This is a genomic window from Pseudomonas sp. KBN12P06040 (genome assembly GCF_037574965.1).
Classification (GTDB): domain Bacteria; phylum Pseudomonadota; class Gammaproteobacteria; order Pseudomonadales; family Pseudomonadaceae; genus Pseudomonas; species Pseudomonas aeruginosa.
In genome coordinates this window covers 1,128,575-1,153,730 of record NZ_JBBELS010000001.1, presented here as the reverse complement: position 1 = coordinate 1,153,730, position 25,156 = coordinate 1,128,575, and the positions used below count along the sequence as shown (strand labels likewise).

Here is a 25,156-nt window from a genome sequence, read left to right as displayed (position 1 = left end):
GAACCGGGCGTTGCCTCGCTGAAAAGAGCCTCAGTGAGTTTCAGGCTTCAGGGAATACACCCAATCGGAGGGGCGCGCCCAGCGACATTGGCGTCGCTATACGCCCCTTTCCACCGACCTCAGCCGCCCCGCGCCCCCTGGACCGGCCCCTGGGGCGCCTCGCCGCGCTCCTCCTGCACGGCCCGCCCGGCCCGTTCCACGGCGCTCCACAACCAGGGCGGCAGGTGCTCCGGATCGAGGCTGTCGAGGAGGTTCTTGACCGCCAGGCCCAGCTCGGTGTCGCCCTCGATCACCAGGCGGCGGCGGAAGAACAGGGTATCCGGGTCCTCATGCCGGCTGGCCAGCAGCAGGAAGTCGCGCCAGTCGCCGCGGATGGTCACGCTGGCCCGTGGCCGTTCGACCAGGCGCAGGCCGCCGGGTACCCGGGTGACGCACCAGCCGACGCCGAGGTCCCTGACTTCCAGGCGCAGCCAGCGACCTTCCAGCAGGTCGAAGGCGCCCTCCTCCAGCGGCTGGGCGAACAGCCGGTTGGCGACCCGTTGCAGGACCAGGTGCTGGAGCCCGCGCGGAACCTTCGCCGCCAGCGGCAACAGGCGTCCGGCGACGCCGAGGAGCAGGCGTTGGCGGTTCAGCATAGCCCCGCCTCCTCTGCCCGCAGCATCCCCGGCCGGCCGTGCCAGTAGCCGTTGCAGCCTTCCACGGCGAGCGGCGGAGCGGCACCCTGGCGTACCCGGTCGAAGGCCGCGATCACCTCGGCCATGCCCTGCGCCCGAGGGCTCAGGCGTAGCAGGTCGGCGCCGCTATGTTCCAGCGAGCGGTAGTCGGCCAGCAGGTTGCTGACCTTGCCGGACATGGTCTGGATGCCGTTGAGGGTGAACAGCGCCTCGCCCTCCTGGCTGAGCAGCGGGATACCTTCGGGATACTGCTGGCAGCAGAACTGGCAGTCGTCCTTGGGCCGGTTCTCCGCCCGCGCGGTGAAGCAGCGCGCCGAGTAGGCCAGCGGCAGGTGACCGTAGGCGAAAACCTCGGTCTGCAATTGCTCCAGGCCCAGCTGCGCAGCCTGGTCGAGCACCCCGCGCAGCAGCTTGCCGGAGACTTCCACCGGCGGAATCCAGCGGCGCATGCCCCAGGAATACAGTTCGGCCAGGGCATGACCGTTGTAGAGGTTCAGCGCCGGACCGCCGACAAAGGGCACGCCGCGCTGGCTGAGGTAATAGACGGCGGCCATGTCGTTGGCCTCGACCCGGAGTTCGCCGTTCTCGCATAGCCGGCGCAGGCTGGACAGCTCCGAAGCGGCCTCGATCAGCGCCAGCCCGGAGAGCACCAGCTCGGCACGGGTCGCCTGCGCCAGCTCGCGGGCCAGCGCCTGCCAATCGTTCAGGGACAGCGCCCGGCGCTTGGCGCAGACGGTCTCGCCGAGGTAGATGACGTCGAGCGGCTGGCCGGCCATCTCGGCGTAGAAATCGAATATCTGCCGCTTGTCCCAGTAGAACAGCAGCGGTCCCAGGCTCAGTTTCATCGCGGCGGTCCTCACTGCCAGGAACGGTGATAGGCGCCCAGGGTGGTCTGGTGCCCTTCGGAAAGTCCGGCCAGCGCGCGCTGCCATTGCGGCTGCACGCTATAGGCGCCCGGCGCGCTGGCGTAGCTGTCCAGCGCCTGGCGCCAGACCCGGGTGACCTGCTCGACGTAGGCCGGGCTGCGCTGGCGGCCTTCGATCTTCACCGCCGCCACGCCGATTTCCGCCAGTTGCGGGACCAGGTCCAGGGTGTTCAGGCTGGTCGGTTCCTCCAGCGCATGGAAGCGCTGGCCATTGACCAGGAAACGGCCCTTGCAGAGGGTCGGGTAGCCGGCCGCCTCGCCGGCGGCGTAGCGGTCGATGAGCACTTCGTTGAGGCGCGAGGTCAATCCCTCCGGTTCCTCGCTCCAGCGCACCGCCCTGGCCGGCGAACAGACGCCGCAGAGGTTCGGCGACTCGCCGGTGACGTAGGAGGACAGGTGGCAGCGGCCCTCGGCCATGATGCACAGGCTGCCGAAGGCGAACACCTCCACCGGCACCGGGCTGCCGGCCGCCACCTGGCGTACCTGCGCCAGCGATAGCACGCGGGGCAGGACCGCGCGACGGATGCCATAGCGTTCGTGATAGAGGGCCAGGGCCGCGGCATTGGTTGCCGAGCCCTGCACCGACAGATGCAGGTTGAGCCGCGGATAACGCTTCGCGGCGTAGCCGAGCACTGCCACGTCGGCGGCGATCAACGCATCGACGCCGAGGTCGGCGGCCTGGTCCACCGCGCGCTGCCAGCGCTCCCAGCCCTGCGCGCTGGAATAGGTGTTGACCGCTACGTAGAGCTGCCGCCCGGCCTCGTGGACTCGCCGCAGGCCTTCCTGCAACTGGCGTTCGTCAAGGTTGAGGCCGGCGAAATGGCGGGCGTTGGTGTCGTCGCGGAAACCGACGTAGATGGCGTCGGCGCCCTGTCGCAGGGCCGACTTCAAGGCGGGCAGGCTGCCCGCCGGACAGACCAGTTGCATGGGGTTGCTCCTCTGGCGAAAAACGCGCTCCGCGGCAGTGGGCAACCCCGGGGCACAGGCGCCACACTCTAGAAAGACGCTCCCGGTCGGCGCTTGACCGGGATCAAGAAGGCCTCAGGCCATCAGTGCGGAGAACGGCAGAAAGTCGATCGCATCACCCACGCCCAGGGTGGCGCCGCGCTCGATCACCGCCAGCCCGTCCGCCCAACTGGCGGCAAGCAGCATCGCCGAGCCCTGCTGCGGGTGGATTTCCACCCGCCCCCGTTCATCGAGCCGCGCCCGCAGGTACTGGCGACGCGCCCGCGGTTGCGGCCAGTCGAAGGCCGCCGGCAGCGCCAGCGGCCGCGGCACTACGTCGAACAGTCCCTGCTGGCGAAGCAGGAACGGACGCGCCACCAGCAATGCGGTGACCAGCGCCGCCGCAGGGTTGCCGGGCAGCCCCAGCCAGGGCTTGCCGGCCACGGAGCCGAAGGCGAACGGCTTGCCCGGCTGGATCGCCAGGCGCCACAGGTTGACCTCGCCAAGCTCGGCGATGGCGCGCTTGAGGTGGTCTTCCTCGCCTACCGAGACACCGCCGCTGGTGACCAGCGCGTCCCATTCGGAGGCCGCCAGGCTGAGCGCATCGCGGCTGGCCACCAGTTCGTCGGCGAGCACTTCCTCGTCGTGCACCTCGAAGCCGAGACCGCGCAGCAAGGCGCCGATGCAGTAACGGTTGGCGTTGTAGATCTGCCCGGCCAACAGTGTCTGGCCGGGCTCGCGCAATTCGTCGCCGCTGCTCAGCAGGCCGATGCGCAAGCGCCGACGCACCGAGACCGTGGCGACGCCGAGACTCGCCAGCAGGCCGAGTTCCTGCGGGCGCAAGCGCTGTCCGGCACGCAGCACCGGCGCGCCGCGGCGCAACTCCTCGCCGCGCCGGCGCACATGCTGGCCGGCGCTCACCGGCGGCAACTGCACGCGCTCGCCGTCGACCACGCAGAGTTCCTGCGGCACCACGCAGTCGGCGCCGGTCGGCAGCGGCGCGCCGGTGAAGATCCGCGCCGCCTGGCCCAGCGGCAGGCTCATGCCGCGGGTGTCGCCGGCGGCGATCCGCGCGCCGACCGTCAGGCTGCCGCCGCTGCGCGGCAGGTCGGCGGAGCACAAGGCGTAGCCGTCCATCGCACTGTTGTCCCAATGCGGCAGGTCCATCGGCGCCAGCAGGTCCTCGCCGAGCACTCGTCCCAGCGCCCGCTCCAGGGCCAGGCTCTCGCAGGCTGGCGGGCGCGGCGCGCGCGCCAGCAGTTCGGCCAGCGCCTCGTCGAGCGGGCGCAGTTGGCCGCCATCGCAGGCGCAAGCGCTCACGAGCGGCACCCGCAGCCGGCCACCGGCGCCACGGCTGGCGGGGTCTTCAGGTGCGGGACGAAATTGCACGGGCGGGTGCGGCTGTCCAGTTGCGCCAGGAGAATCTCGTTCCAGGCGGTGCGACAGGCGCCCGGCGAGCCGGGCAGGCAGCACACCAGGGTACCGTTGCTGAGCCCGGCCAGCGCCCGCGACTGGATGGTGGAAGTGCCGATCTCGCGCTGCGAGACCTGCCGGAACAGTTCGCCGAAGCCCTCGACCTCGCGCTCGAACAGCGGCCCGACCGCCTGCGGGGTGTTGTCCCGCGCGGTGAAACCGGTGCCGCCGGTGATCAGGCCGACCTGTACCTCGGGGTCGGCGATCCAGGCCGAGACCACCGCGCGGATCTGGTAGATGTCATCGGACTTCAGGCTCCGCTGGTGCAGGCGATGACCGGCGGCCAGCAGCGCGTCGGCGAGGGTCTGGCCGGAAGTATCGGTTTCCAGGGTACGGGTGTCGCTGACGGTGAGGATGGCGATGTTCAGCGGCTGGAAGGTGGAGGTGGCCAGGTGGCTCATGGAAGGGGTCCTAGGAACGGGCGATGCCTCAGCCTGAACCGCGGGCCCCCGGCTGGCTATTCCTCCGAAGAGGTAAGCCGGCGGCGCGAGGAGGTAGACGTCACTCCTCCCAGCGCTGCGCGGCGGCCTGGTCGCTGCAGCGGCCTTCGACCCAGCGCGGGCCTTCGGCGGTGTCTTCCTTCTTCCAGAACGGCGCGCGGGTCTTCAGGTAGTCCATGACGAAGTTGCAGGCGTCGAACGCCGCCTGCCGGTGGGCGCTGGCGCAACCGACGAAGACGATCGGCTCGCCCGGCTCCAGGCGGCCGATGCGGTGGAGGATCTCCAGGCGCAGCAGCGGCCAGCGCTGCCCGGCCTCGGCGGCGATCTTGCCGAGGGCCTTCTCGGTCATGCCCGGATAATGTTCGAGGAACATCCCGCCGACCTCGCGACCGTCGTTGAAGTCGCGCACGTAGCCGACGAAGCCGACCACCGCGCCGATGCCGACGTTCTGCGCATGCAGGGCGTTAAGCTCCTGCCCCGGATCGAAAGCGGCCTGCTGGACGCGGATGGCCATGGGTTCAACCTCCGGTGACGGTGGGGAAGAAGGCGACTTCGTCGCCGTCCTGCAACGGCTCGTCGAGGCCGCACAGTTCCTGATTGCGCGCGCACATCAGGTTCTGCTCGCCGAGGGTACGCTCCCAGGCCCCGCCGCGCTCCACCAGGAGCTGGCGCAAGGCGCCGAGGGTCGCCAGCCCGGCGTCCCAGTTCAACTGCTCGCCGTCGATGCCGAGGGCTTCGCGGTAACGGGCGAAATACTGCACGCGGATCATGCCTGCCCTTCCTCCTCTTTGCGGTAGTGGCCGCTCTTGCCGCCGAGCTTCTCCAGCAACTGGACCTGCTCGATGACCATCCCGCGGTCCACCGCCTTGCACATGTCGTAGATGGTCAGGGCCGCGACGCTGGCGGCGGTGAGCGCCTCCATCTCCACGCCGGTCTGCCCGGCCAGCCGGCAACGCGCGCGGATGCGCACGGCGTCCGGCGCCTCGGCCTGCAGTTCGAGCTTGACGCTGGTGAGCAGCAGCGGATGGCACAGCGGGATCAGTTCGTGGGTGCGCTTGGCCGCCTGGATGCCGGCGATCCGCGCCACGGCGAAGACGTCGCCCTTGGGATGGCCGCCGTCCTGGATCAGTTGCAGGGTTTCCGGGCGCATGCGCACCACGGCCTCGGCCGTGGCTTCACGGGAGGTCACGGCCTTTTCCGTGACGTCGACCATGTTGGCGCGGCCCTGGGAATCGAGATGGGTCAGCACGTGGGTGCTCCTGATGGAAGGTACTGGCCAGTCATTGTAAGCCCTGGGACGCGAGCGGGGATGGTTTGGCCGGATTCTGAAGGGGAATGATTGTATACAGAAAGAGGTATGCCCTCGTTGGCGAATGACCACCCGGTGAAATTTTCCTGACAGCCCTGCCGGTCCGTGACGATCGGACTAAGATCGCAACAGGCTTCCCGCTCCGGAGAACGGAAAGATGACGGACCGACTGCGCGTACTCTTCGTCTGTATCGCCAATGACGCCCGCTCCCTGATCGCCGAGGCCATCCTGCGGCACACCGACGGCGAACATTTCGCCGCGTTCAGCGCCGGCGTGCGCCCCGCTGGCGTCGACCCGCGCACCCTGAGCGTGCTCGAACACGCCGGCATCCCGACCCAAGGGTTGAGTAGCAAGCCGCTGGAGACCTTCGCCGGGGAGTCCTTCGACTATCTCATCGACCTCTGCGACAAAGACACCGACGAACTCGCACAGTTGCCGCACTCCGCCCAGACCCTCGCCTGGAGCTGCAGCGACCCGACCCTCCAGGAAGGCCTGGAAGGATTCAGCCATGTCCTGCAGGAGCTGAACGACCGGGTCCGGCTGTTCCTGGCAGTGAAGAACCGCCCCCATGGGGAACGCTCCTGAGCCGCGCCACCAGCGACGCCCCAGTCGCCGTGCCTCCCGGCGACCTGCCAGTCCTGACAGGTAGATGAAGGTTTGATGACGACGTCGAGAAAGCTCGACTAGCGTTGGTCAATACCTATACCGCGCCGGGAGCGCTGGACAGGGCCCACAGGGAGGTGCCCCATGCAACTGCGAATGCCCCCTTCGACCAAGGGCGGATGGATCGTCCAGGTCGGCGCCTATCGCATCCCCTTCCATACCGAACGGGAAGGTCGGGAATATCTGCGCAAACTGCGCGAGCGGATCGAAGCCCCCCACGCGCTGCCCGGTTCGCCCAAGCCCCGGATAATCCGCCAGGCCAGGTAGCCGACCCGCTCAGGTGCGGCCGATGGCTTTCCCCAGCAACCTGGCAAGGCGCCGAACGGATTCGTCGGCCCGGTCCAGGGCGGCGGCCTCGGACCTGCGCCATTCCGCGCTCAGGGGGCGCAGGTCGGCCTGCTCATCGGCCCTGAGGCACCATTGCTGGTGGTCGTGCCAATCCCCCAGCATGGTCTGTAGCGTTTTCAGCGTGTCGAGCACCTTTCCCGGCAGGGGGCAGAGGTCCGGGTAGGCCTCCTGCGAATAACGTGCGCGCTTCACCAACAGGCGGATGTCGTGAAGATCGTGTCCGGGATCGTCGAGCGCCGCCAGCAGCTTGCGCAACTGGTGCCTGATTCGCTTGCTCGCCTCCGCCTCGAGATCGTCGAGGCGACCTTCCGTCATCGCCCGCCGGACACCGTCCGGCCAGGCGTCCAGCGCGTCCAGCAAATCCTTGATCTGTGGACTGCTCCCTGCCTGCCGATACCAGCGGAGCACCGCCTGCCTGCGCAGCGAAGCCGGAATCAGCAGGCCATGGCGCTCCAGCTCGGCCGCCATCACTTCCATGTCGCGGATCGGATTGGTGGCCTGCCCGAGGGCTTTCGCCGCGCGATCCAGGTCCTCGGCCAGAGCCCCCAGGCGCAACGGTTTCAACAGGCTGCGCAGGCGCCTGGCGGCGACGCGCAGATCGTGCAGCGCTTCCGGGTCGGTGCCCTCGACGATCCTGGCATAGGCATGCATGACCTCGACTTCGAGGCCGGAAACGGTGCGAATCACGGATGCGGCGAAAGCCATACGGCGGACTCCCGGAACTGGGGCCCGAAGTCTAGGACATGTTGCAGATCCGTGAACGCCAGCCGCTGCGCCCGGCTCGAGGCCGGGCGCAGCGCAACGCCTGCGACGCCGCGTGGTTACATATGCGCCTCGGCGTACTCCGCCAGCACCGAGCGCGGCACCCCTTGCAGGGTCACGTGCACGCCGTGGGGGAAGTCCTTGAAGCGTTCGGTGAGGTAGGTCAGGCCGGAGCTGGTGGCGGACAGGTAGGGCGTGTCGATCTGCGCCAGGTTGCCCAGGCAGATCACCTTCGAACCGCTGCCGGCGCGGGTGATGATGGTCTTCATCTGGTGCGGCGTGAGGTTCTGGCATTCGTCGATGAGAATCAGGCTCTGCTGGAAGCTGCGACCGCGGATGTAGTTCAGCGACTTGAACTGCAACGGCACCTTGCTGAGGATGTAGTCGACGCTGCCGTGGGTGCATTCGTCGTCCATGTGCAGCGCTTCGAGGTTGTCGGTGATGGCGCCGAGCCAGGGCTCCATCTTTTCCGCCTCGGTGCCGGGCAGGAAGCCGATGTCCTCGTCCAGGCCCTGCACGCTGCGGGTGGCGATGATGCGCCGGTAGCGCTTGCTGACCATGGTCTGCTCGATGGCCGCGGCGAGCGCCAGGATGGTCTTGCCGGAACCGGCGGCACCGGACAGGTTGACCAGGTGGATGTCCGGGTCGAGCAGCGCGTACAGCGCCAGCGACTGGTACACGTCGCGTGGCCGCAGGCCCCAGGCTTCCTGGTGCAGGAGCGGCTCCTGGTGCAGGTCGAGGATGGTCAGCTCGTCCTGCTGGATGCCCTTGATCCAGCCGACGAAGCCCTGTTCGTCGACGATGAACTCGTTGATGTGCACCGCCGGCAGGTTGTCGGTGAGCTGCACGCGATGCCAGGTACGGCCGTGGTCCTGGCGGGTCTCGACCTTGCTCACGCGGTCCCAGAAAGAGCCGGCGAGGGAATGGTAGCCGCGCGACAGCAGGGCCACGTCGTCGATCAGCTGGTCGGTGTGGTAGTCCTCCGCGTCCACCCCGCAGGCGCGCGCCTTCAGGCGCATGTTGATGTCCTTGGTCACCAGCACCACGCGTACGCCGCTGTGGCGGCTCTTCAGCTCGACCAACTGGTTGATGATCTTGTTGTCGTTGAGGTGCTCCGGCAGCCAGGTGATGGGCTCGGCACGCTTGCTCATGAGGATCGACAGGCTGCCGCTGGGGCCGTTCTTGCCACGCTGGATCGGTACCCCTCCCTCGACCTGCTCGGGCGTGGCCTCGCCGAGTACCTGGTCGATCAGGCGGATGGCCTGGCGGCACTCGGCGGCGATGGTGTGCTTTCCGGTCTTCAGCTTGTCCAGCTCTTCGAGCACCGTCATCGGGATCGCGACGCGGTGTTCCTGGAAGTTCAACAGGGCATTCGGATCGTGGATCAGGACATTGGTATCGAGGACGTACAGGGTGGGCTGGGTGGGGCGGGAACGTCCGTGGTCATCCATACGCGATCACCTTCTGCTAAGGGCCTGGCGACGGAATGCCGGGTCGGCGCTCCGCCGGGGGGCGAGCCGCCTTCTCTCTTCCGGTGGGGAGAGCCTGACAGCAGAGGTGAGGGCCGGGGCCGCCACCTGTGCTGCAGGGTTCGGCGGTCTACGGTTCCACAAATACCGCAAAAAATATGACGGTAAAAAGTACTTTTCGTCATCAGCAGGTTTTTTTTCCGCAAGCGACGAAATACCTTGGCGCAGCCCTTCGCGAGGTCTAGTGTTATCGGTCCCACCCCTGTGAAAACCCTGCGCTTTTCCGTGCCGCAACGGTTTTCCAGCGCCATTCCCCCTCCCCCCTGCCCCTGCGACATAAAGCCGCCACTGCGCCCTGCGCCGCCTTCCTGTATGAATCCGGGGCTTGACCTTGACACGATGTCAAGGCTGAACCTGGCGACAGATCTCACCGGCGCCTCCCAGGGCGTCTGCGGTGCCACTTCTGTCCATTCCAAGGAGGACTCATGAACAGCGCCACGCTAACCGAGCTCGATCTGCCGGTCAGCGGCATGACTTGCGCGTCCTGCGCCGGCCGTGTCGAACGAGCCCTGAAGAAAGTGCCCGGGGTCGCGGCCGCCTCGGTCAACCTGGCCAGCGAGCAGGCCCGCGTACAGGCCCCGGCGGACAGCCTGCCGGCCCTGGTGGCGGCGGTCGAGCAGGCCGGCTACCAGGTTCCGGCGCGCAGCCTGGAACTGTCCATCGAGGGCATGACCTGCGCCAGTTGCGTCGGCCGGGTCGAGCGGGCGCTGAAGAAGGTGCCCGGCGTACGCGAGGTCAGCGTCAACCTGGCCAGCGAGCGCGCCCACCTCGACCTGCTCGGCGCCGTGGACAGCCAGGCCTTGCTGCAGGCGGTGGAACAGGCCGGCTACAAGGCCCGCCTGCTCGACGCGGGGCAACCACGCCAGGACGATGCCGAGCGCCGCCTGCGCCGCGAACGCTGGTGGGTGATCGCCGCGCTGTTGCTGGCGTTGCCGCTGGTGCTGCCGATGCTGGTGGAATGGGCCGGCCTGCACTGGATGCTGCCGCCGTGGGCGCAGTTCCTCCTGGCGACCCCGGTGCAGTTCGTCATCGGCGCGCGCTTCTATGTCTCCGCCTGGCGCGCGGTGAAAGCCGGTGCCGGCAACATGGACCTGCTGGTCGCCCTCGGCACCAGCGCCGGCTACGGCCTCAGCGTCTACCTCTGGCTGACCGCCCCGCCCGGCCACATGCCGCACCTCTACTTCGAAGCCTCGACCGTGGTGATCGCCCTGATCCTCCTCGGCAAGTACCTGGAAAGCCGCGCCAAGCGCCAGACCGCCAGCGCCATCCGCGCCCTCGAGGCGTTGCGCCCGGAGCGCGCGGTGCGCCTGCGCGACGGTCGCGAGGAAGAGGTGGCGATCGCCGAGTTGCGCCTCGGCGACGAGGTGGTGGTGCGTCCCGGCGAACGCTTCCCGGTGGACGGCGAGGTGCTCGACGGCAGCAGCCACGCCGACGAGGCGCTGATCACCGGCGAGAGCCTGCCGGTGCCCAAGGCTCCCGGCGACAAGGTCACCGGCGGCGCGATCAACGGCGAAGGCCGCCTGCTCCTGCGCACCACCGCGCTCGGCGGGGAAACGGTGCTGGCGAAGATCATCCGCCTGGTGGAAGACGCCCAGGCCGCCAAGGCGCCGATCCAGAAGCTGGTGGACAAGGTCAGCCAGGTCTTCGTCCCGGTGGTGATCCTCATCGCACTGGTCACCCTCGGCGCCTGGCTGGTCGCCGGGGTCGGCCTGGAGCAGGCCCTGGTGAACGCCGTGGCGGTGCTGGTGATCGCCTGCCCCTGCGCCCTCGGCCTGGCCACCCCGACCGCGATCATGGCCGGCACCGGCGTGGCCGCACGCCACGGCATCCTGATCAAGGACGCCGAGTCCCTGGAAGTCGCCCATGCGGTCACCAGCGTGGCCTTCGACAAGACCGGCACCCTGACCTCCGGGCGACCGCAGATCATCCACCTCGGCGGCGACGATCAGGAGCAACTGCTCAGGCTCGCCGGCGCCCTGCAACGCGGCAGCGAGCACCCGCTGGCCAAGGCCGTGCTCGAGCGCTGCGCCGAGCGCGACCTGGAGGTTCCGCCGGTGAACGCCAGCCAGGCCCTCAGCGGTCGCGGCATCCAGGGCGAGGTCGAGGGTCGCCGGCTGGCCCTGGGCAACCGCCGCCTGCTCGACGAACAGGAACTCAAGCCCGGCGCGCTGGCGAGTGCCGCCGCGGACTGGGAGGCCGAGGGCCGCACCCTGTCCTGGCTGCTGGAACTGGCTCCAGAGAAACGCGTGCTCGGCCTGTTCGCCTTCGGCGACAGCCTCAAGGACGGCGCCGCCGAAGCGGTGGAGGCCCTGCGCGGACGGGATATCCACAGCCACCTGATCACCGGCGACAACCGCGGCAGCGCGGCGGTGGTGGCCAAGGCCCTGGGCATCGACGACGTACACGCGGAAGTGCTGCCGGCGGACAAGGCCGCCACGGTCGCCGAGCTGAAAGGCCGGGGCCGAGTGGTGGCGATGGTCGGCGACGGCATCAACGACGCCCCGGCGCTGGCCGCCGCCGACGTCGGCATCGCCATGGGTGGCGGCACCGACGTGGCCATGCACGCCGCCGGCATCACCCTGATGCGCGGCGACCCGCGCCTGGTGCCGGCGGCGCTGGATATCTCGCGGCGGACCTACGCGAAGATCCGCCAGAACCTGTTCTGGGCCTTCATCTACAACGTGATCGGCATCCCGCTGGCGGCCTTCGGCCTGCTCAACCCGATGGTGGCGGGCGCGGCGATGGCCTTCTCCAGCGTCAGCGTAGTCGGCAACGCCCTGCTCCTGCGACGCTGGAAGCCCTGAGCCAGCACGCCAGGCACATGGGGTGGCGCGCCTAGCGCAACAACCCCATGTGCTTGGCCCGCGCCACCGCCTGGGTGCGGCGCTCGACGCCGAGCTTGTCGTTGATATGGCGGGCGTGGCTCTTCACCGTATGCAGCGAGATGAACAGCCGCTCGCTGATCTCCTGGTTGGACAACCCCTGGGCGATCAGCTCCAGCACCGCCAGTTCGCGCCCGCTGAGCACCTCGCCCGCACTGCCCGCGGGCTCGGCGGGCGGCTCCGGCAACAGCGCGCGCATGCGCTGGGCGCCGGGACAGGCAGGGAAGCGCTGCAACTGTTCGCGCAACCATTCCGGCTGCTGCACGAGCAATTCGTGGAGCGGCAGCAAGGCTCCGCCGACTGCGCCCTCCATGGCTTGTTGCAGGGTCGCCAGCGCCTCGCGCTCGCGGCCCTGCTCCAGGTGCAGCGCGGCCAGTTGGCCGAGGGCCAGGCGAGCCGGCAGCAACGCGCCGTTCTCCCGCGTCGAGCGGGCCAGCCGATCCAGGCGCCGGGCGGCCTCCTCCGGGCGTCCTTCGCGGCGCTCCAGGCCGGCCTGGAGCAACTCCACATGCAGCGGCAGCAGCGGACTGCATTCCGGCGGCGTGGCCGCCTGCCCGCCGTAGGTGCCGCCCAGGCGCTGTAGCCAGACGCCGGCCAGTTCGGTCTGGCCCTGGGCCAGCCAGAGTTCGCACTTGATCAGGGTGATCGCCGCCAGGTAGTAGATCGGCGGGATATCCCAGGCATGCATCAGCCGCTCGACGTCGCCAAGCCGGGCGAACGCCGCCGCGTAGTTGCCCAGGCGCCCTTCCAGGCTGGCCAGGACGCAATAGCCGATCACCAGGCTGACATCCCGGCAGCTGCGGGTTTCCTCGATTCCCTGCTTGATCCATTTGCGCGCTTCGTCCGGCTGCAGCGCCAGGCTGCGCAGGTAGCCGCGGTACAGCAGGAGCCGCCCGCGCACCGCGTAGCGGCGTTGCGCCGGCAGGTGCTGGAGGCGTTCCAGGCCCTGGCGCACCTCCTCCTCGGCGCGCGCCACCTCGCCGCGCGCCTGGAGGACGCGGGCGCGGTCGTAATGGACCAGTGCCTCGAACAGCGGGTTGCCGTAGCGCTGGGCGAACTCCAGGGCGTCGCGGTTGTAGTTGCGCGCCTGCCAGAAGTCGCCACGGGTCACCGCCAGGTTGCTCAGCGTCGACAGGCATTGCAGGCGGGTGCCGTAGCGCTCCCCGGCGAGGTCCTGCAAGGCCTCGCGGCAGTGCGCCTCGGCCTTGTCGATGTCGCCGCGGCCGCGCGCGATCACCCCGCTCAGGGCCTGCCACTGGGCCAGCAGGTCGCGTTGCTCGGACTCGTCCGGCGCCGGCAGGAAACGCGCCAGTTGGCCGGCCAGCTCTTCCGCGGCATCCAGCTGGCAGGCCAGCGCCAGCGCCCAGCCGTACAGCAGGATCAGGCGCGGCGTGCTCGCCAGGAGGCTGTCCGGCAGGTCCATCTTCCAGCGCAGCAGGGTGGCGATGTTCTGCTCCGCCAGCAGTTGCTCTTCCGACAGGTTCTGCACCAGGCTCGCCGCCACGTCCGGCTGGCCGGCGCGCAGCGCCTGTTCCACCGCCTGGTCGAGCAGGCCATGGCGGCTGAACCAGCCGCAGGCGCGCAGGTGCAGGGAGCCGGCGGACGGACCGAAGTCGGGCAAGGGACGCGCCAGCAGCAGGTCGGAGAACAGGTGGTGGTAGCGGAACCACTGGCCGTTTTCGTCCAGCGGCACGAGGAAAACCTGGTGCTGCTGCAGGTGGTCGAGGATCGCCGCGCTGTCGCCGGCCTCGCGCACGGTATCGCAGAGTTCGGCGCAGAAGCGCTCGAAGCGTGCGGTCTGGGCGAGGAACGCCTGGACCTCGGGCGGCTGCCGCTCGATCACCTCCTCCAGCAGGTAGTCGCGGATCAGCTCGTCGGCGCCGTGTACCCCGGGACTGACCTGCTCCTCTGGATCGCCGCGCGCCAGCAGCCAGAGGCGCAGCCCGGCGACCCAGCCTTCGCTGCGCTCGAGCAGCGCGTCCAGCGCGTCCTCGTCGAGTTCGAGGCCGCTGGCGGCCATCAGCGCCCCGCTCTCCTCGGCGGTCAGGCGCAGGTCCTGTTCGCTGAGTTCGAGCAATTGCCGCGACAGGCGCAGGCGCGCCAGGTGCCAGTCCGGCCGCTGCCGGCTGGTGACCAGCAGCACCAGGCCTTCGGGCAGGTGGTTGAGGAGGAATTGCAGGCAGCGGTCGAGCACCGCGCCCTGGGCCAGGTGGTAGTCGTCCAGCACCAGCAGCAGGGGACGCTGCGGGTCCAGGCAGGGGCCGAGTTCGTCGAGCAGGTCGTCGAGCCAGGTCTCGAAGGCGAACGGCTGGTGGCGCTGGCGCATCTTCAGCAGGCCGAGGGCCTCTTCGCCCAGGGTCGGGTGGTACTGTCGCAAGCCATCGAGCAGGCGTTCGAGGAAACGTCCGGGATCGCTCTCGCGGCTGCTCAGTCCCAGCCAGAGGCTCTGCCAGCGCGGGTCGAGGCTTTCGCAGAACTCGATGGCCAGGGAACTCTTGCCGAATCCGGCGGGCGCAGCGATCAGCAGCAGGCGACCGTCCAGTCCGTCGCGCAGTCGACGGCAAAGACGCGGGCGCGCCACATGGGCCGACGGCAGCGGGGGGCGGAAAAAGCGGTTGGCCGTCGGCAGGACGGCGGATGGAGTGCCCGAGAAGGTACGCGAGAAGTCAGTCATCACCCGGTTTCTTGGTTTATGTATGGGGCGTGAACGCTCCGGAGACTAACCACAAGTGATGGCTATTTGAAGCACTATCCATCGGCTCGGACGAAATAGCGCACCGGCGCTTCAGCTCGATAACCAAGGAAAGACCGGTTTCCCGGCGCGGTCCAGGCGCGGCAAACGTTTCCCGGCCACACAGGTGCCCGCCGGGAGGATGGCGACGACGGAATCCGCGGGCGAGGCGGGAAAACACTTTGTAATGAATTGACCGCCGGAGCGGCACGCCGCCCGCGAAAACGAAGAAACCGGCACAAGGCCGGTTTCTTCGTGGCTAGGAACGCCGTTTCTCAGCGTACCCCTTCCTGGCGCAGCGCCGCCGGGGTGTAGTCGCTTTCCGAAGCGCTGTAGTTGAAGTCGTAGGCCTGTTTCTCCTCGTTCTTCATGCCCAGCGCCAGGTAGCGGCCGGAGAGCAGGTCGTAGAGGGTTTCCACCGCGTACCAGGGCACCTGCTTGTCGTAGTACTGCTCGGCATGCGCCTCGGCCACGCGCCACAGAGTGCCGCGACCGTCGTAATGGTCGATCTCGGCGGCCTGCCAGGTATCCTCGTCGATGTAGAAGTCACGCTTGGCGTAGATGTGCCGCTCGCCCGGCTTCAGGGTCGCGACCACATGCCAGACGCGGTGCAGCTCGTAGCGGGTCAGGTCCTGGTTGATGTGGCCGGCCTTGACGATTTCGCTGTACTTGATCTTCGGATCGTCGAGCTTGTAGCTGTTGTAGGGAATGTAGATTTCCTTCTTGCCTTCCAGCTTCCAGTCGTAGCGGTCCGGCGCACCGTTGTACATGTCGAAGTTGTCCGAGGTGCGCAGGCCGTCGGCGGCGGTGCCGGGACCGTCGTAGGACACCTGCGGAGCCCGCCGCACGCGGCGCTGGCCGGCGTTGTAGAGCCACGCCAGGCGCGGCTCCTTGACCTGGTTGAGGGTCTCGTGGACCAGCAGCACGTTACCGGCCAGGCGCGAGGGCGCGGTGACCCGCTGCTTGAAGTAGAACAGCACGTTGCTCGGCTTGTTCGGGTTGTAGTCCTTCAGGTTGGTACGGAAGGTGAAGGCATCCTGGAAGTAGACCAGCTGGTAGGAGCCGTTGACCTGCGGAGTGGCCTGGGTCACCAGGCGCCGGACGCTGCCGCCGCGATAGCGGGTGATGTGGTTCCAGATCACCTCCAGGCCGTTCTGCGGGATCGGGAACGGGTTGGCGGTATCGAAGTTCTCCAGGCCGTTGCCGCCTTCCACCAGCTTGGTGGTGGTGGCGTTGCGCTTGGCCGCCTCCTGCACCGCCGCCGGGACGGTGGCGCTGCGGTGGGTCTTGTATACCGGGATCTTGTAGGTATCCGGGTAGCGCTTGAACATGGCCAGTTGGCCGGGAGTCAGCTTGTCCTTGTACTGGTCGACGTTCTGCGCGGTGATGGTGAACAGCGGTTGCTCGCTGGCATAGGGGTTGGCGAGGAAGCCACGGCTGTCGACGCTGCCGGCGTTGGTCGCCAGGCCGCCATCCCAGGCGGGGATGCTGCCGTCGGCGTTGCCGGCCTTCTCCGCCCCCAACGGAGTCAGGCTGGTGCCGAGCTTGGCCGCCTCGTCGGCGGATACCGCCGCCATCACCTGGGTGGCCAGCAGGCTCAGGGCCAGTACACCGGTATGCAGAAGAATCTTCGTTGTTTTCATTCGCTCGTCGTCCTCGTTAAGTCCTGCTCGCCGGCCCGGTTCGCACCGGGCCGGCGTACATCAGAAGTTCATGCCGAAGCTGAGCGCGACGAAGTCGCGATCGTCCACGGTGGTGTACTTGCCGTCGAAGAAGTTGGTGTAGGAGAGGCTCGCGGTGTAGGTGTTCTGGTACTCCGCGTCCACCCCCAGGCTGACCGCCTTGCGGCCTTCCTCGAAGTTGGCGCCGGGGCCGGGCGAATAGCCATCGACGTCGTGCGACCAGGCCACGCTGGGCTTGAGGTTCACGCCCATGAACACGTCGTTGTAGTCCCAGATCGCACGGGCGCGATAACCCCATGCGTCGGTCGTGGTGTAGCCGTCTTTTTCACAATAGCGAGTGACGTTATTGGCGTTCGGATTTCCCGTCACACTTGCGGCTAAGCCTGAACAAGTGCTCAGGCCATTTAACGTTCCCTCCATCGGGCCGGAGCCAAATGACGGATCACGCCCGTAACGAACGACGGAACTGCTTTCCAGCCCGCCGACATGGGTCCAGCCGATCTCACCTACCACTGTCAAGCGCTCGGCACCCATGACCTGGTCAAAGAAGTGCGTCAGGGTGGTCTGCAGTTGGGTGATTTCCTTGCGCCGATAGCCATGCATGTCCTCACCCGGCCGACCGTTCAGCAACGATGCGTTCTCATAAGGCCGGCTACCACCGATATTCACGGGGTCCAGAGCGGAGTAGAGAATATCGGTGGTGTTCAGTTGTACGGGAGCATTCGGCCGATAGCTGACCTCACCGCTCCAGGCGGTACCATTGGGCAGCGTGGTTGAGAAACTCAGCCCGAACATGCGAATGTCTTCTGGATACTCGATGAAGTAATTGGAGTTGCCCGCAGTGGCTGCCGCCGCTGCCTGAGCAGCCAGGCTGGGACTGATAGCAGCGATATTGGTCGCAAAGTTGTTGATGGCCGCCATCTTCGCGGCGGACGGTCCCTGACCACTAAAGATCGGCAGGCGGCTGTGGTAATTCATGTAGTAGGCGCCGAACTCGGTGTTCAGTTCGTCGGCGAAGTAGCGCAGGGCGAAGCCGTACTGGCCACTGTCACGAGCGTCACGATCCGGACCACGCTGCACTACGATACCTTCGTTCCAGGGAGACGGAGTGATTCCCAGACCTGCTCCGGACAACAGGCTGTTGAGCAGATTGATGGACGCCTTGTTGTTGGTCAGCACCGCCAGGTTCTGGTCGCAGCCATCGGCCACCACGTCCGGCTGGGAGAAGAAGGTGCCGCAGTTGTCGACCACCGTCTGGTCCCACTCGATCTGGTAGAAGCCTTCGGCGGACAGGTTGTCGGTGAGGTTCTGCGACAGGTAGAACATGTTCACCGGGATCAGGCCTTCCTTGATCTCCGAGCCGGGCCGGCGGAAGGCGGTGACGTCGATCGGGTTGATGGCGCTGATGCCGTTCTGGATGAAGGTGCTCTCGCCCCAGTTCACCACCTGCTTGCCCAGGCGCACGCTGCCCGGCAGGTCACCGATGGCATAGTTGTGGTAGATGAAGGCGTCGAGCAGTTCGGCGCCGGAGGACTTGGCCAGGGTCTTGCGGCCGCTGTCGTCGATGTCCTTGAACTCGCGGTGCTCGTCCTTCAGTTCGAAGTCGTACCAGTACTTGCCGCGCAGGAACACACCGGTATCGCCGTACTTCAGCTCGAGGTCATGGATGCCCTTGAAGACCTTCGAGAACGTTTCCCCACGCTTGAAGTTCAAGTGGCTGTCGTCGGAGGTCTGGGAAAGTCCCTTGCCGCCGTTGTTCACACCGATCAGGTTCTTGTTCGGCTTGGCGGTCGACCAGCTGGCCCCGACCGACAACGCCGAGTCGAAGGAACCTTCGATTTCCCCGATGTTGAAGGTCACCCCAAAGGCCGGAGCCGCCAGCGAGGAAGCCAGGCTGACGGCCAACGGCAACCGGGCCCGACGCGAGAACGGATTACGGGTTGTCATCGACGCTACTCCATGTGTGTTTTTTGTTATGAGTGCGTGGACTATAGCTAGCGCTGCCTGCCGCTTGATCCCTCGAAAGTGTGATTTGCGCGGCGCAACCACTCTGGCTCGCGCCTTTGCGGCGGATGGAGAATGACCGGGCGGTCGCGAAAACGCGGAGACCAAGCGTTTGCTTGGCCTCCGGGCGTTTCAGCGGTGTAGGAAAGCCCCGTCAGACGGTCGACAGGAAGGCGCTGCCGGCTTCCTGCCACTGGGCGATCTCGATACGGATGCGCTTCTTGTCCAGCTTGCCGACGCTGGTCTTGGGAATATCGGTAACAACCGCGATCTGCGAGGGGATCGCCCACTTGTTGATGTTGCCCTGCTCGACGAAAGGCTTGAGGTGCTCCTTCAGGCCACGGGCGTCCAGTTGCTGGCCCTCGCGCACCACCAGCAGGGCGAACGGGCGCTCGCCCCATTGCGGATCGGGCACCCCGACCACCGCCACTTCGCGTACCGCCGGATGGCGGCTGATCAGGTCTTCCAGCTCCAGGGAGGACAGCCACTCGCCGCCGGTCTTGATCACGTCCTTGATGCGGTCGCGGATCTCGATGAAGCCCATGCCGTCCAGGGTCGCCACGTCGCCGGTATGCATCCAGCCGCCGCGCCACAACTCCTCGCCGCGCTCGGGTTCGCGGAAATACCCCTGGGTCAGCCATGGCGAGCGCAACACCAGCTCGCCCTGGGACTCGCCGTCGGCCGGGAGGAAGCGGCCCTGTTCGTCCATGATCGCCGCATCCACCAGCGGCACCGGCACGCCGGCCTTGATCCGGTAGGTGGTGCGCTCGTCCTCGCTTCCGGCCAGCAGTTCGTCGTTGAGGTAGGCGCAGGAAATCAGCGGACAGGTCTCCGACATGCCGTAGGCGGCGGTCAGCTGGATGCCGCGCGCCTTGGCCGCCTCGTAGAGCGAGCGGTTCAGCGCGCTCCCGCCGATGATCACCTTCCAGCCCTTGAAGTCCACGCCCTGGGCAGCCCTGGCGTTCATCACCATCTGCAGGATGGTCGGCACGCAGTGGGAGAAGGTGACCTTCTCGCGCTTCCACAGTTCGACCAGCAGTTCCGGATCGTAACGCCCGGGATAGACCTGCTTGACCCCGAGCATGGTCGCCACGTACGGAGTGCCCCAGGCGTGGACATGGAACATCGGGGTGATCGGCATGTACACGTCGCTGGTACCGAGCAGGCGGATGCTGTCCAGGCTGCCGATGGTCGAAGCCATCGCCAGGGTGTGCAGGACCAGTTGCCGGTGGCTGAAATACACACCTTTCGGATTGCCGGTGGTGCCGGTGGTGTAGAAGGTGGTGGCGATGGAGTTCTCGTCGAAATCGGGGAAGTCGTAGCGCGGGCTGGCCGCGGCCAGCAGCGACTCGTATTCGCCGACCAGGCCGGGCAGTTCCGCGCTCTTCTCCGTGCCGTCGGTGAGCAGGATGGTCCGCTCCACCGTGGCCAGCTGCCCCGCCACCGCCTGGTAGAGCGGGACGAACTCGCTGTTCACCAGCACGAAGCGATCCTCGGCGTGGTTCATGGTGTAGAGGATCTGCTCCGGGGAGAGGCGGATATTGATGGTATGCAGCACCGCCCCGATCATCGGGATGGCGAACATGCATTCCAGGTAGCGATGGCTGTCCCAGTCCATCACCGCCACCGTGTCGCCGGCCTTCACCCCGGCCTCGCTGAGTACGTTGGCCAGGCGCGCGACGCGCTCGTTGAAGGTGGCGTAGCTGTAGCGCACCTGGTCGCGGTAGACGATTTCATGACTCTTTTCGTAACGACGGCCGGAAAGCATCAGGCTCTTGATCAGCAACGGATACTGATAAGCGCCGGCGGCGGCCGGGATGAGACGGGTCTTCAGCATGGGGCGTACACCTGGGAGCGGGTTCGTTGTCAGGATGAGGCCGACTCTAGAGCCGTCGGCGGGCTTTGTTCATCAGTCAAAAGAGTGATTTGCCCCGTGACCTTTCGGAGCCTCCCGGTCACAAGATAGAATCCGCCCACTGAATCGTTCAGACCCTATCCAGAACAAGAGGTAACGTTCCATGTCCGATATCGTCATCGTCGCCGGCGCCCGTACTCCCATGGGCGGCTTCCAGGGCAGCCTGGCCGGCGTTTCCGCGGTCGACCTGGGTGCCGTCGTGATCCGCGAAGCGGTGCAGCGCGCCGGCATCGCCGCCGAGGACGTACAGGAAGTGATCATGGGTTGCGTCCTGCCCGCCGGCCTGAAGCAAGGCCCGGCCCGCCAGGCCGCGCTGGCGGCCGGCCTGCCCGCCGCCACCGGCTGCACCACCATCAACAAGCTGTGCGGCTCGGGGATGAAGGCGGTGATGCTGGCCCACGACCTGCTCAAGGCTGGCACCAACCAGGTGATGGTCGCCGGTGGCATGGAAAGCATGTCCAACGCGCCCTATGTCCTGGAGAAAGCCCGCAGCGGCCTGCGCATGGGCCACGGCGAGATCAAGGACCACATGTTCCTCGACGGCCTGGAGGACGCCCGTACCGGCCGTTTGATGGGTTCGTTCGCCCAGGAGACCGCCGACAAGTACGGCGTGACCCGCGAGGAGATGGACGCCTATGCCATCGAATCGCTCAAGCGCGCCCAGGCCGCCATCGCCGATGGCTCGCTGGCGGCGGAAATCGTCCCGGTCACCGTCACCAGCCGCAAGGGCGAGAGCGTGGTGAAGGACGACGAGCAACCGCTGACCGCCAACCTGGAGAAGATCCCGAGCCTCAGGCCGGCGTTCCGCAAGGACGGTACCATCACCGCCGCCAATGCCAGCTCGATCTCCGACGGCGCCTCCGCGCTGGTCCTGATGACCGCCGAGGAAGCCCAGCGCCGTGGCCTGAAGCCGCTGGCGCGAATCGTCGGCCATGCCACCCAGAGCCAGGACCCGAGCGAGTTCACCCTGGCGCCGATCGGCGCGATGACCAACCTGTTCGCCAGGACCGGCTGGAACAAGGACGACGTCGACCTGTTCGAGATCAACGAAGCCTTCGCCATGGTCACCATGCTCGCCATGCGCGAACACGGCCTCGATCATGCCAAGGTCAATGTCTATGGCGGCGCCTGCGCCCAGGGCCATCCGGTCGGCTCCACCGGCTCGCGGATCATCCTCACCCTGATCAACGCCCTGCGCCAGAAAGGCGGCAAGCGCGGCGTCGCCTCGCTGTGCATCGGCGGCGGCGAAGCCACCGCCGTGGCGCTCGAACTGCTCTGATACGGCGTTGAGCCATCGGCGCCCGGCCGGCTCGCACTGTCCGGGCGCCCTCTTCCTCAGGTGCCCACCGCGGCGCTGCGCGCCGGACGCGGAAACACCAGCGCCGCGGCGAAGGTCAGCGCGGCGAAGCCCGCCAGCACCAGGTACAACCCCAGCAGCCCCTGCCGTGGCTCCAGGTAGGCGATCATCGGGATCGCCGCCGCGCTGGCGCCGAACGACAGGAAATAGCGCAGGGCGAAGACCCGCGCCTGCCACTGCGGCGCGACGAAGTGGGCGACCATCGCGTCGTTCACCGTCACCTGGCCGAACACCGCGAACATGAACAGCGCGCCGAACAGCACCACCGCGCTGCCGTGGCCGTAGGCCAGGGCCAGCAGCAGCGGCACCTGGCAGAAGGTGAGGAAGACGAACGGCAACTTCAGGTTCAGGCGATCGATCAGGCGGCCCATGATCAGTTGCGCCACCGCGCCGAAGGCATAGGCCAGGCTGACCACCACGCCGAGGGTCTGCGGCGACGCCAGCAAGTCGCTCAGGCGCTCCTGGAACAGCTTCGGGTAGGTCACGGTGCTGGCGTTGAACACCACCCCGCCGGTGGCGGTGACCAGCGCCAGCACGCCGAACACCCGGCGCATCGACAGACCCTCGCTGTCCTCGCCACGCGCCGCGGCCTTGGCCGACAGGTGCGGCGATGGCTCCTCGCGCACGCAGAAGAAAAAGCCGATGCCGAGCAGGACGGCCACCCCGCCGGGCAGGATGAACGCCGCACGCCAACCGAAGTGCGCGGTGAGAAAGCCGGTAAGCAGCGCGGCGAAGGCGACCCCGAGGTTACCCCACATGCCGTTGATGCCGATCTCGCGGCCGCGGTTCTCCGCGTGTGCCACCAGCATCGCGGTGCCGACCGGGTGGTAGATCGCGGCGAATACCCCGATCAGGGTCAGCCCGGTCACCAGCATCGGTACGCTGCCGGCCAGCCCGGTGAGCAGTGCGGCGGCGCCGATACCGAAGAAGAACAGCAGCATCATCCGCCGCCGGCTCCAGGTATCGCCCAGCCAGCCGGCCGGCAGCGAACAGGCGCCGAAGGCGATGAAACCGCCCAGCGACAGGCCGATCAGACCGGCGTAGTCGAGGTCGAAGCTGCCGGCCATGCCGAGCACGGCGGCGGGGAAGATCAGCATGAACATGTGGTCGATGACATGCGCGGCGTTGATGAAGCGGATAACGGTTCGAGGTCGGTTCATGGCGTGCGGTCTGAATGGTCGGTGAGGAATGGGCGTCATGACCCGGGCATGATAGGTTGACCGAAAAGCGCAGACAGGACAGCGAGGTCATCGAAACGGGCATGCTGATCGAGCACCGCCCGGACGGCCTGCTGGCCGCCATCTCCCTCGACTTCCCCGACAGCCATCACCTGGGGCGGCATTTCCACCCGCAGGCGCAGTTCCTCTACGCCGCTCGCGGCCTGATGCGCCTGGCCACCCACCACGGCGCCTGGGTGATCCCGCCGACCCGCGCGGTATGGATTCCGCCCCGGGTGGAGCACGAGATATTCATGTCCGGCGAGGTGCACATGCGCACCCTGTTCATCGAGCAACCCGAAACGCCGACACCGCTAAGCGACTGTTGCGTACTGGCGGTGACGCCGCTGCTGCGGGAAATGATCCTGCGCGCCATCCACCTCGAGAGCCAGCCGCGCCTGGACGACTTCCGCCAGCGCCTGCAAGGGCTGATCCTCAGCGAGATCGCCAACCTCGAACGGATGCCGCTGTACCTGCCGATGCCCCGCGACCGCCGCTTGCAGGCGATCTGCCAGGCATTGCTGAAACAGCCGGAACTGGGGCTGACCCTCGATGACTGGGGCCTGCGGGTTGGCGCCAGCTCGCGCACCCTGGCGCGGCTGTTCGCCCAGGAATTGCAGATGAGCTTCCATGAGTGGCGCCAGCAACTGCGCCTGACCGAAGCCCTGCCGCGCCTGCTGGCCGGCGACAGCGTGCAGGTGGTCGCCCGCGACCTCGGCTATGGCAGTACGCGGGCCTTCAGCAGCATGTTCCGCCGCCTGCTCGGCGAAACCCCGCGCGACTACCTGGGGCGACTGGAGCAACTGGCACGGGTCAGGGGCCGCGAGGACTGATGCCCCACGGCGCAACGCCAAGCCATGGCAATTCGGCGGATAACGCCTGCGTCGTTATCCGCCCTACCAAGGCGCCGCTAGGGCGCATCCGCCGCCAAGGCTCCCGTAGGGCGCATAACCGCAGCGCGGTTATCCGCCATGGTGCAAGGCGGGAACGCGAGGATTGACGCCCTACGGCGCAACACCGAGCACTGGCGGATCGGCGGACAAAAAGAAGCCCTCCAGCGGAGGGCTCTCGGAAAAGGGCGCCGGAGCGCCCGGATGGGATCGTCGATCAGTGCGGGACGCCCAGCCCCGCCGCGCTCATGAACAGGCGCATCAGCCAGGCGGCGACGCCCAGGGCCAGCACGCTGGCGGTCCAGATACCCGCCAGCCAGGCCAGGCGTCGCCAGAGCGGTGGCTTGGCCGCGCTATCTCGTTCGGGATGACTCGGCGTACGGACCATATGCGGCGCCTCCTCAGTGATAGCCATCGCCGTGCTTCACCTTGCCGCGGAACACGTAGTAGCTCCAGGCGGTGTAGCCGAGGATGAAGGGAATGATGAACAGCGCGCCGACCAGCATGAAGCCCTGGCTCTGCGGCGGCGCCGAGGCCTCCCAGATGCTCACCGCCGGCGGGATGATGTTCGGCCACAGGCTGATCCCCAGGCCGCTGTAGCCGAGGAAGATCAACACCAGGGTGAGCACGAACGGCTTCACGTGGTCGTTGTTGGCCACCGAGCGCAGCAGCGCATAGAAGGTCACCAGGACCAGGATCGGCACCGGCAGGAACCAGAACAGGTTCGGCAGGCTGAACCAGCGTGCGGCGATCTCGGCATGGGCCAGCGGCGTCCACAGGCTGACCACCCCGATGATCGCCAGCAGCACCAGCGCCAGCGGGCGCGCCAGGTCGTGCATGCGCTCCTGCAGGCGGCCTTCGGTCTTCATGATCAGCCAGGTGCAGCCGAGCAGGGTGTAGGCGACGATCAGGGCCAGGCCGCAGAACAGCGGGAACGGCGCGATCCAGTCCAGCGAACCGCCGGCGAAGCTGCGGTTCTCCACCGGGATGCCTTCGATGAAGGCGCCCAGCGCCACGCCCTGGAAGAAGGTCGCCACCAGCGAACCGCCGATGAACGCCTTGTCCCAGATGTGCTGCTTGGCCGGCTTGGCCTTGAAGCGGAACTCGAAGGCGACGCCGCGGAAGATCAGCCCGACGAGCATGAAGATCAACGGCAGGTAGAGCGCCGACAGGACCACCGCGTAGGCCAGCGGGAAGGCCCCGAACAGCGCCGCGCCGCCCAGCACCAGCCAGGTCTCGTTGCCGTCCCAGACTGGCGCCACGGTGTTCATCATCACATCGCGGTCGCCGCTGTCCTTGAAGAACGGATAGAGCATGCCGATGCCCAGGTCGAAGCCGTCCATCACCACGTACATCATGATGCCGAAGATGATGATGACCGCCCAGATGAGGGGAAGATCGATACCCAT

At 67.4% G+C, this 25,156-nt stretch carries 22 protein-coding genes; 5 read left to right on the top strand and 17 right to left on the bottom strand.

Annotated features, from left to right (window positions below; genetic code table 11):
* Positions 1 to 119: 119 nt before the first annotated feature.
* From ubiT to moaC, 8 genes are all read right to left on the bottom strand, one after another.
* Entirely contained in the window at positions 120 to 635 is a 516-nt protein-coding gene (gene ubiT, locus VQ067_RS05400) for a ubiquinone anaerobic biosynthesis accessory factor UbiT (protein ID WP_003137750.1), read from the bottom strand.
* Positions 629 to 1,519 carry a U32 family peptidase gene (locus VQ067_RS05395; RefSeq protein WP_003132621.1) on the bottom strand — a complete coding sequence of 297 codons (891 nt, stop codon included), beginning with the start codon at positions 1,517 to 1,519 and terminating at the stop codon, positions 629 to 631. Before VQ067_RS05395 ends, ubiT begins: the two co-directional genes overlap by 7 nt.
* Positions 1,520 to 1,530: 11 nt before the next feature.
* A complete protein-coding gene (gene ubiU / locus VQ067_RS05390; RefSeq protein WP_031685393.1) occupies positions 1,531 to 2,526 on the bottom strand; it encodes a ubiquinone anaerobic biosynthesis protein UbiU in 996 nt (331 codons plus the stop codon).
* Positions 2,527 to 2,640: 114 nt separating this feature from the next.
* The gene (locus tag VQ067_RS05385) at positions 2,641 to 3,864 is read right to left on the bottom strand and encodes a molybdopterin molybdotransferase MoeA (RefSeq protein ID WP_003114306.1); all 1,224 of its coding nucleotides are present in this window, start codon (positions 3,862 to 3,864) and stop codon (positions 2,641 to 2,643) included.
* Positions 3,861 to 4,418, bottom strand: a complete 558-nt coding sequence (gene moaB / locus VQ067_RS05380; RefSeq protein WP_015502392.1) for a molybdenum cofactor biosynthesis protein B — start codon at positions 4,416 to 4,418, stop codon at positions 3,861 to 3,863. Before moaB ends, VQ067_RS05385 begins: the two co-directional genes overlap by 4 nt.
* Positions 4,419 to 4,518: 100 nt before the next feature.
* Positions 4,519 to 4,971, bottom strand: coding sequence for a molybdopterin synthase catalytic subunit MoaE (gene moaE / locus VQ067_RS05375; RefSeq protein ID WP_003093025.1), 453 nt, complete (start codon positions 4,969 to 4,971; stop codon positions 4,519 to 4,521).
* Positions 4,972 to 4,975: 4 nt separating this feature from the next.
* Positions 4,976 to 5,227 carry a molybdopterin converting factor subunit 1 gene (moaD, locus tag VQ067_RS05370; RefSeq protein ID WP_003093027.1) on the bottom strand — a complete coding sequence of 84 codons (252 nt, stop codon included), beginning with the start codon at positions 5,225 to 5,227 and terminating at the stop codon, positions 4,976 to 4,978.
* Positions 5,224 to 5,706, bottom strand: coding sequence for a cyclic pyranopterin monophosphate synthase MoaC (gene moaC / locus VQ067_RS05365; protein ID WP_003093030.1), 483 nt, complete (start codon positions 5,704 to 5,706; stop codon positions 5,224 to 5,226). The genes moaD and moaC overlap by 4 nt, the downstream gene beginning before the upstream one ends.
* Positions 5,707 to 5,923: 217 nt before the next feature.
* On the opposite strand from moaC, the gene VQ067_RS05360 reads away from it, so the two are divergent.
* Together VQ067_RS05360 and VQ067_RS05355 are read left to right on the top strand one after the other, a co-directional pair.
* A complete protein-coding gene (locus VQ067_RS05360; protein WP_003093032.1) occupies positions 5,924 to 6,352 on the top strand; it encodes an arsenate reductase ArsC in 429 nt (142 codons plus the stop codon).
* A 162-nt stretch (positions 6,353 to 6,514) separates the two neighbouring features.
* Positions 6,515 to 6,697: a hypothetical protein gene (locus VQ067_RS05355; RefSeq protein ID WP_003159363.1), complete on the top strand. Its 183-nt coding sequence runs from the start codon at positions 6,515 to 6,517 to the stop codon at positions 6,695 to 6,697.
* Between the two features lie 9 nt (positions 6,698 to 6,706).
* Here the strand turns inward: VQ067_RS05355 and VQ067_RS05350 are convergent, their stop codons facing one another.
* Together VQ067_RS05350 and VQ067_RS05345 are read right to left on the bottom strand one after the other, a co-directional pair.
* Positions 6,707 to 7,483 carry a CHAD domain-containing protein gene (locus VQ067_RS05350; protein ID WP_033991333.1) on the bottom strand — a complete coding sequence of 259 codons (777 nt, stop codon included), beginning with the start codon at positions 7,481 to 7,483 and terminating at the stop codon, positions 6,707 to 6,709.
* 116 nt (positions 7,484 to 7,599) lie between these two features.
* Positions 7,600 to 8,991 carry a PhoH family protein gene (locus VQ067_RS05345; RefSeq protein WP_003093038.1) on the bottom strand — a complete coding sequence of 464 codons (1,392 nt, stop codon included), beginning with the start codon at positions 8,989 to 8,991 and terminating at the stop codon, positions 7,600 to 7,602.
* Positions 8,992 to 9,494: 503 nt separating this feature from the next.
* Between VQ067_RS05345 and copA1 the strand changes: the two genes are divergently transcribed.
* Positions 9,495 to 11,873, top strand: coding sequence for a copper-translocating P-type ATPase CopA1 (copA1, locus tag VQ067_RS05340; protein WP_023132483.1), 2,379 nt, complete (start codon positions 9,495 to 9,497; stop codon positions 11,871 to 11,873).
* Between the two features lie 31 nt (positions 11,874 to 11,904).
* On the opposite strand, the gene VQ067_RS05335 is transcribed toward copA1, so the two are convergent.
* The 4 genes from VQ067_RS05335 to VQ067_RS05320 form a co-directional block, all read right to left on the bottom strand.
* A complete protein-coding gene (locus tag VQ067_RS05335; RefSeq protein ID WP_033991738.1) occupies positions 11,905 to 14,625 on the bottom strand; it encodes a LuxR C-terminal-related transcriptional regulator in 2,721 nt (906 codons plus the stop codon).
* Positions 14,626 to 14,957: 332 nt separating this feature from the next.
* Positions 14,958 to 16,325 carry a DUF1329 domain-containing protein gene (locus VQ067_RS05330; RefSeq protein ID WP_003103009.1) on the bottom strand — a complete coding sequence of 456 codons (1,368 nt, stop codon included), beginning with the start codon at positions 16,323 to 16,325 and terminating at the stop codon, positions 14,958 to 14,960.
* A gap of 60 nt (positions 16,326 to 16,385) precedes the next feature.
* On the bottom strand, positions 16,386 to 18,311 hold the full coding sequence (locus tag VQ067_RS05325) for a DUF1302 domain-containing protein (RefSeq protein ID WP_015649519.1): 1,926 nt from the start codon (positions 18,309 to 18,311) through the stop codon (positions 16,386 to 16,388).
* 211 nt (positions 18,312 to 18,522) lie between these two features.
* Positions 18,523 to 20,205 carry a fatty acid--CoA ligase gene (locus tag VQ067_RS05320; RefSeq protein WP_003453903.1) on the bottom strand — a complete coding sequence of 561 codons (1,683 nt, stop codon included), beginning with the start codon at positions 20,203 to 20,205 and terminating at the stop codon, positions 18,523 to 18,525.
* 181 nt (positions 20,206 to 20,386) lie between these two features.
* On the opposite strand from VQ067_RS05320, the gene VQ067_RS05315 reads away from it, so the two are divergent.
* Complete coding sequence (locus tag VQ067_RS05315) at positions 20,387 to 21,562, top strand: acetyl-CoA C-acyltransferase (RefSeq protein WP_015502389.1); 1,176 nt, start codon at positions 20,387 to 20,389, stop codon at positions 21,560 to 21,562.
* Between the two features lie 56 nt (positions 21,563 to 21,618).
* On the opposite strand, the gene VQ067_RS05310 is transcribed toward VQ067_RS05315, so the two are convergent.
* Positions 21,619 to 22,800: an MFS transporter gene (locus VQ067_RS05310; RefSeq protein WP_023097246.1), complete on the bottom strand. Its 1,182-nt coding sequence runs from the start codon at positions 22,798 to 22,800 to the stop codon at positions 21,619 to 21,621.
* Between the two features lie 101 nt (positions 22,801 to 22,901).
* Between VQ067_RS05310 and VQ067_RS05305 the strand changes: the two genes are divergently transcribed.
* Entirely contained in the window at positions 22,902 to 23,690 is a 789-nt protein-coding gene (locus VQ067_RS05305) for an AraC family transcriptional regulator (RefSeq protein ID WP_003137733.1), read from the top strand.
* Positions 23,691 to 23,964: 274 nt separating this feature from the next.
* Here VQ067_RS05305 and VQ067_RS05300 read toward each other — a convergent pair whose 3' ends face one another.
* Positions 23,965 to 24,135, bottom strand: a complete 171-nt coding sequence (locus VQ067_RS05300) for a DUF2474 domain-containing protein (protein WP_003093052.1) — start codon at positions 24,133 to 24,135, stop codon at positions 23,965 to 23,967.
* A 13-nt stretch (positions 24,136 to 24,148) separates the two neighbouring features.
* The gene (cioB, locus tag VQ067_RS05295; protein ID WP_003093053.1) at positions 24,149 to 25,156 is read right to left on the bottom strand and encodes a cyanide-insensitive cytochrome bd quinol oxidase subunit II; all 1,008 of its coding nucleotides are present in this window, start codon (positions 25,154 to 25,156) and stop codon (positions 24,149 to 24,151) included.

Coding starts and splice junctions, on each gene's coding strand:
- VQ067_RS05355 (WP_003159363.1), top strand. CDS start 6,515: ATGCAACTGCGAATGCCCCCTTCGACCAAGGGCGGATGGATCGTCCAG.
- VQ067_RS05350 (WP_033991333.1), bottom strand. CDS start 7,483: ATGGCTTTCGCCGCATCCGTGATTCGCACCGTTTCCGGCCTCGAAGTC.
- moaB (WP_015502392.1), bottom strand. CDS start 4,418: ATGAGCCACCTGGCCACCTCCACCTTCCAGCCGCTGAACATCGCCATC.
- VQ067_RS05320 (WP_003453903.1), bottom strand. CDS start 20,205: ATGCTGAAGACCCGTCTCATCCCGGCCGCCGCCGGCGCTTATCAGTAT.
- copA1 (WP_023132483.1), top strand. CDS start 9,495: ATGAACAGCGCCACGCTAACCGAGCTCGATCTGCCGGTCAGCGGCATG.
- VQ067_RS05330 (WP_003103009.1), bottom strand. CDS start 16,325: ATGAAAACAACGAAGATTCTTCTGCATACCGGTGTACTGGCCCTGAGC.
- VQ067_RS05345 (WP_003093038.1), bottom strand. CDS start 8,991: ATGGATGACCACGGACGTTCCCGCCCCACCCAGCCCACCCTGTACGTC.
- VQ067_RS05315 (WP_015502389.1), top strand. CDS start 20,387: ATGTCCGATATCGTCATCGTCGCCGGCGCCCGTACTCCCATGGGCGGC.
- VQ067_RS05335 (WP_033991738.1), bottom strand. CDS start 14,625: ATGACTGACTTCTCGCGTACCTTCTCGGGCACTCCATCCGCCGTCCTG.
- moaD (WP_003093027.1), bottom strand. CDS start 5,227: ATGATCCGCGTGCAGTATTTCGCCCGTTACCGCGAAGCCCTCGGCATC.
- VQ067_RS05300 (WP_003093052.1), bottom strand. CDS start 24,135: ATGGTCCGTACGCCGAGTCATCCCGAACGAGATAGCGCGGCCAAGCCA.
- VQ067_RS05395 (WP_003132621.1), bottom strand. CDS start 1,519: ATGAAACTGAGCCTGGGACCGCTGCTGTTCTACTGGGACAAGCGGCAG.
- VQ067_RS05310 (WP_023097246.1), bottom strand. CDS start 22,800: ATGAACCGACCTCGAACCGTTATCCGCTTCATCAACGCCGCGCATGTC.
- VQ067_RS05360 (WP_003093032.1), top strand. CDS start 5,924: ATGACGGACCGACTGCGCGTACTCTTCGTCTGTATCGCCAATGACGCC.
- VQ067_RS05305 (WP_003137733.1), top strand. CDS start 22,902: ATGCTGATCGAGCACCGCCCGGACGGCCTGCTGGCCGCCATCTCCCTC.
- ubiU (WP_031685393.1), bottom strand. CDS start 2,526: ATGCAACTGGTCTGTCCGGCGGGCAGCCTGCCCGCCTTGAAGTCGGCC.
- VQ067_RS05325 (WP_015649519.1), bottom strand. CDS start 18,311: ATGACAACCCGTAATCCGTTCTCGCGTCGGGCCCGGTTGCCGTTGGCC.
- ubiT (WP_003137750.1), bottom strand. CDS start 635: ATGCTGAACCGCCAACGCCTGCTCCTCGGCGTCGCCGGACGCCTGTTG.
- moaE (WP_003093025.1), bottom strand. CDS start 4,971: ATGGCCATCCGCGTCCAGCAGGCCGCTTTCGATCCGGGGCAGGAGCTT.
- cioB (WP_003093053.1), bottom strand. CDS start 25,156: ATGGGTATCGATCTTCCCCTCATCTGGGCGGTCATCATCATCTTCGGC.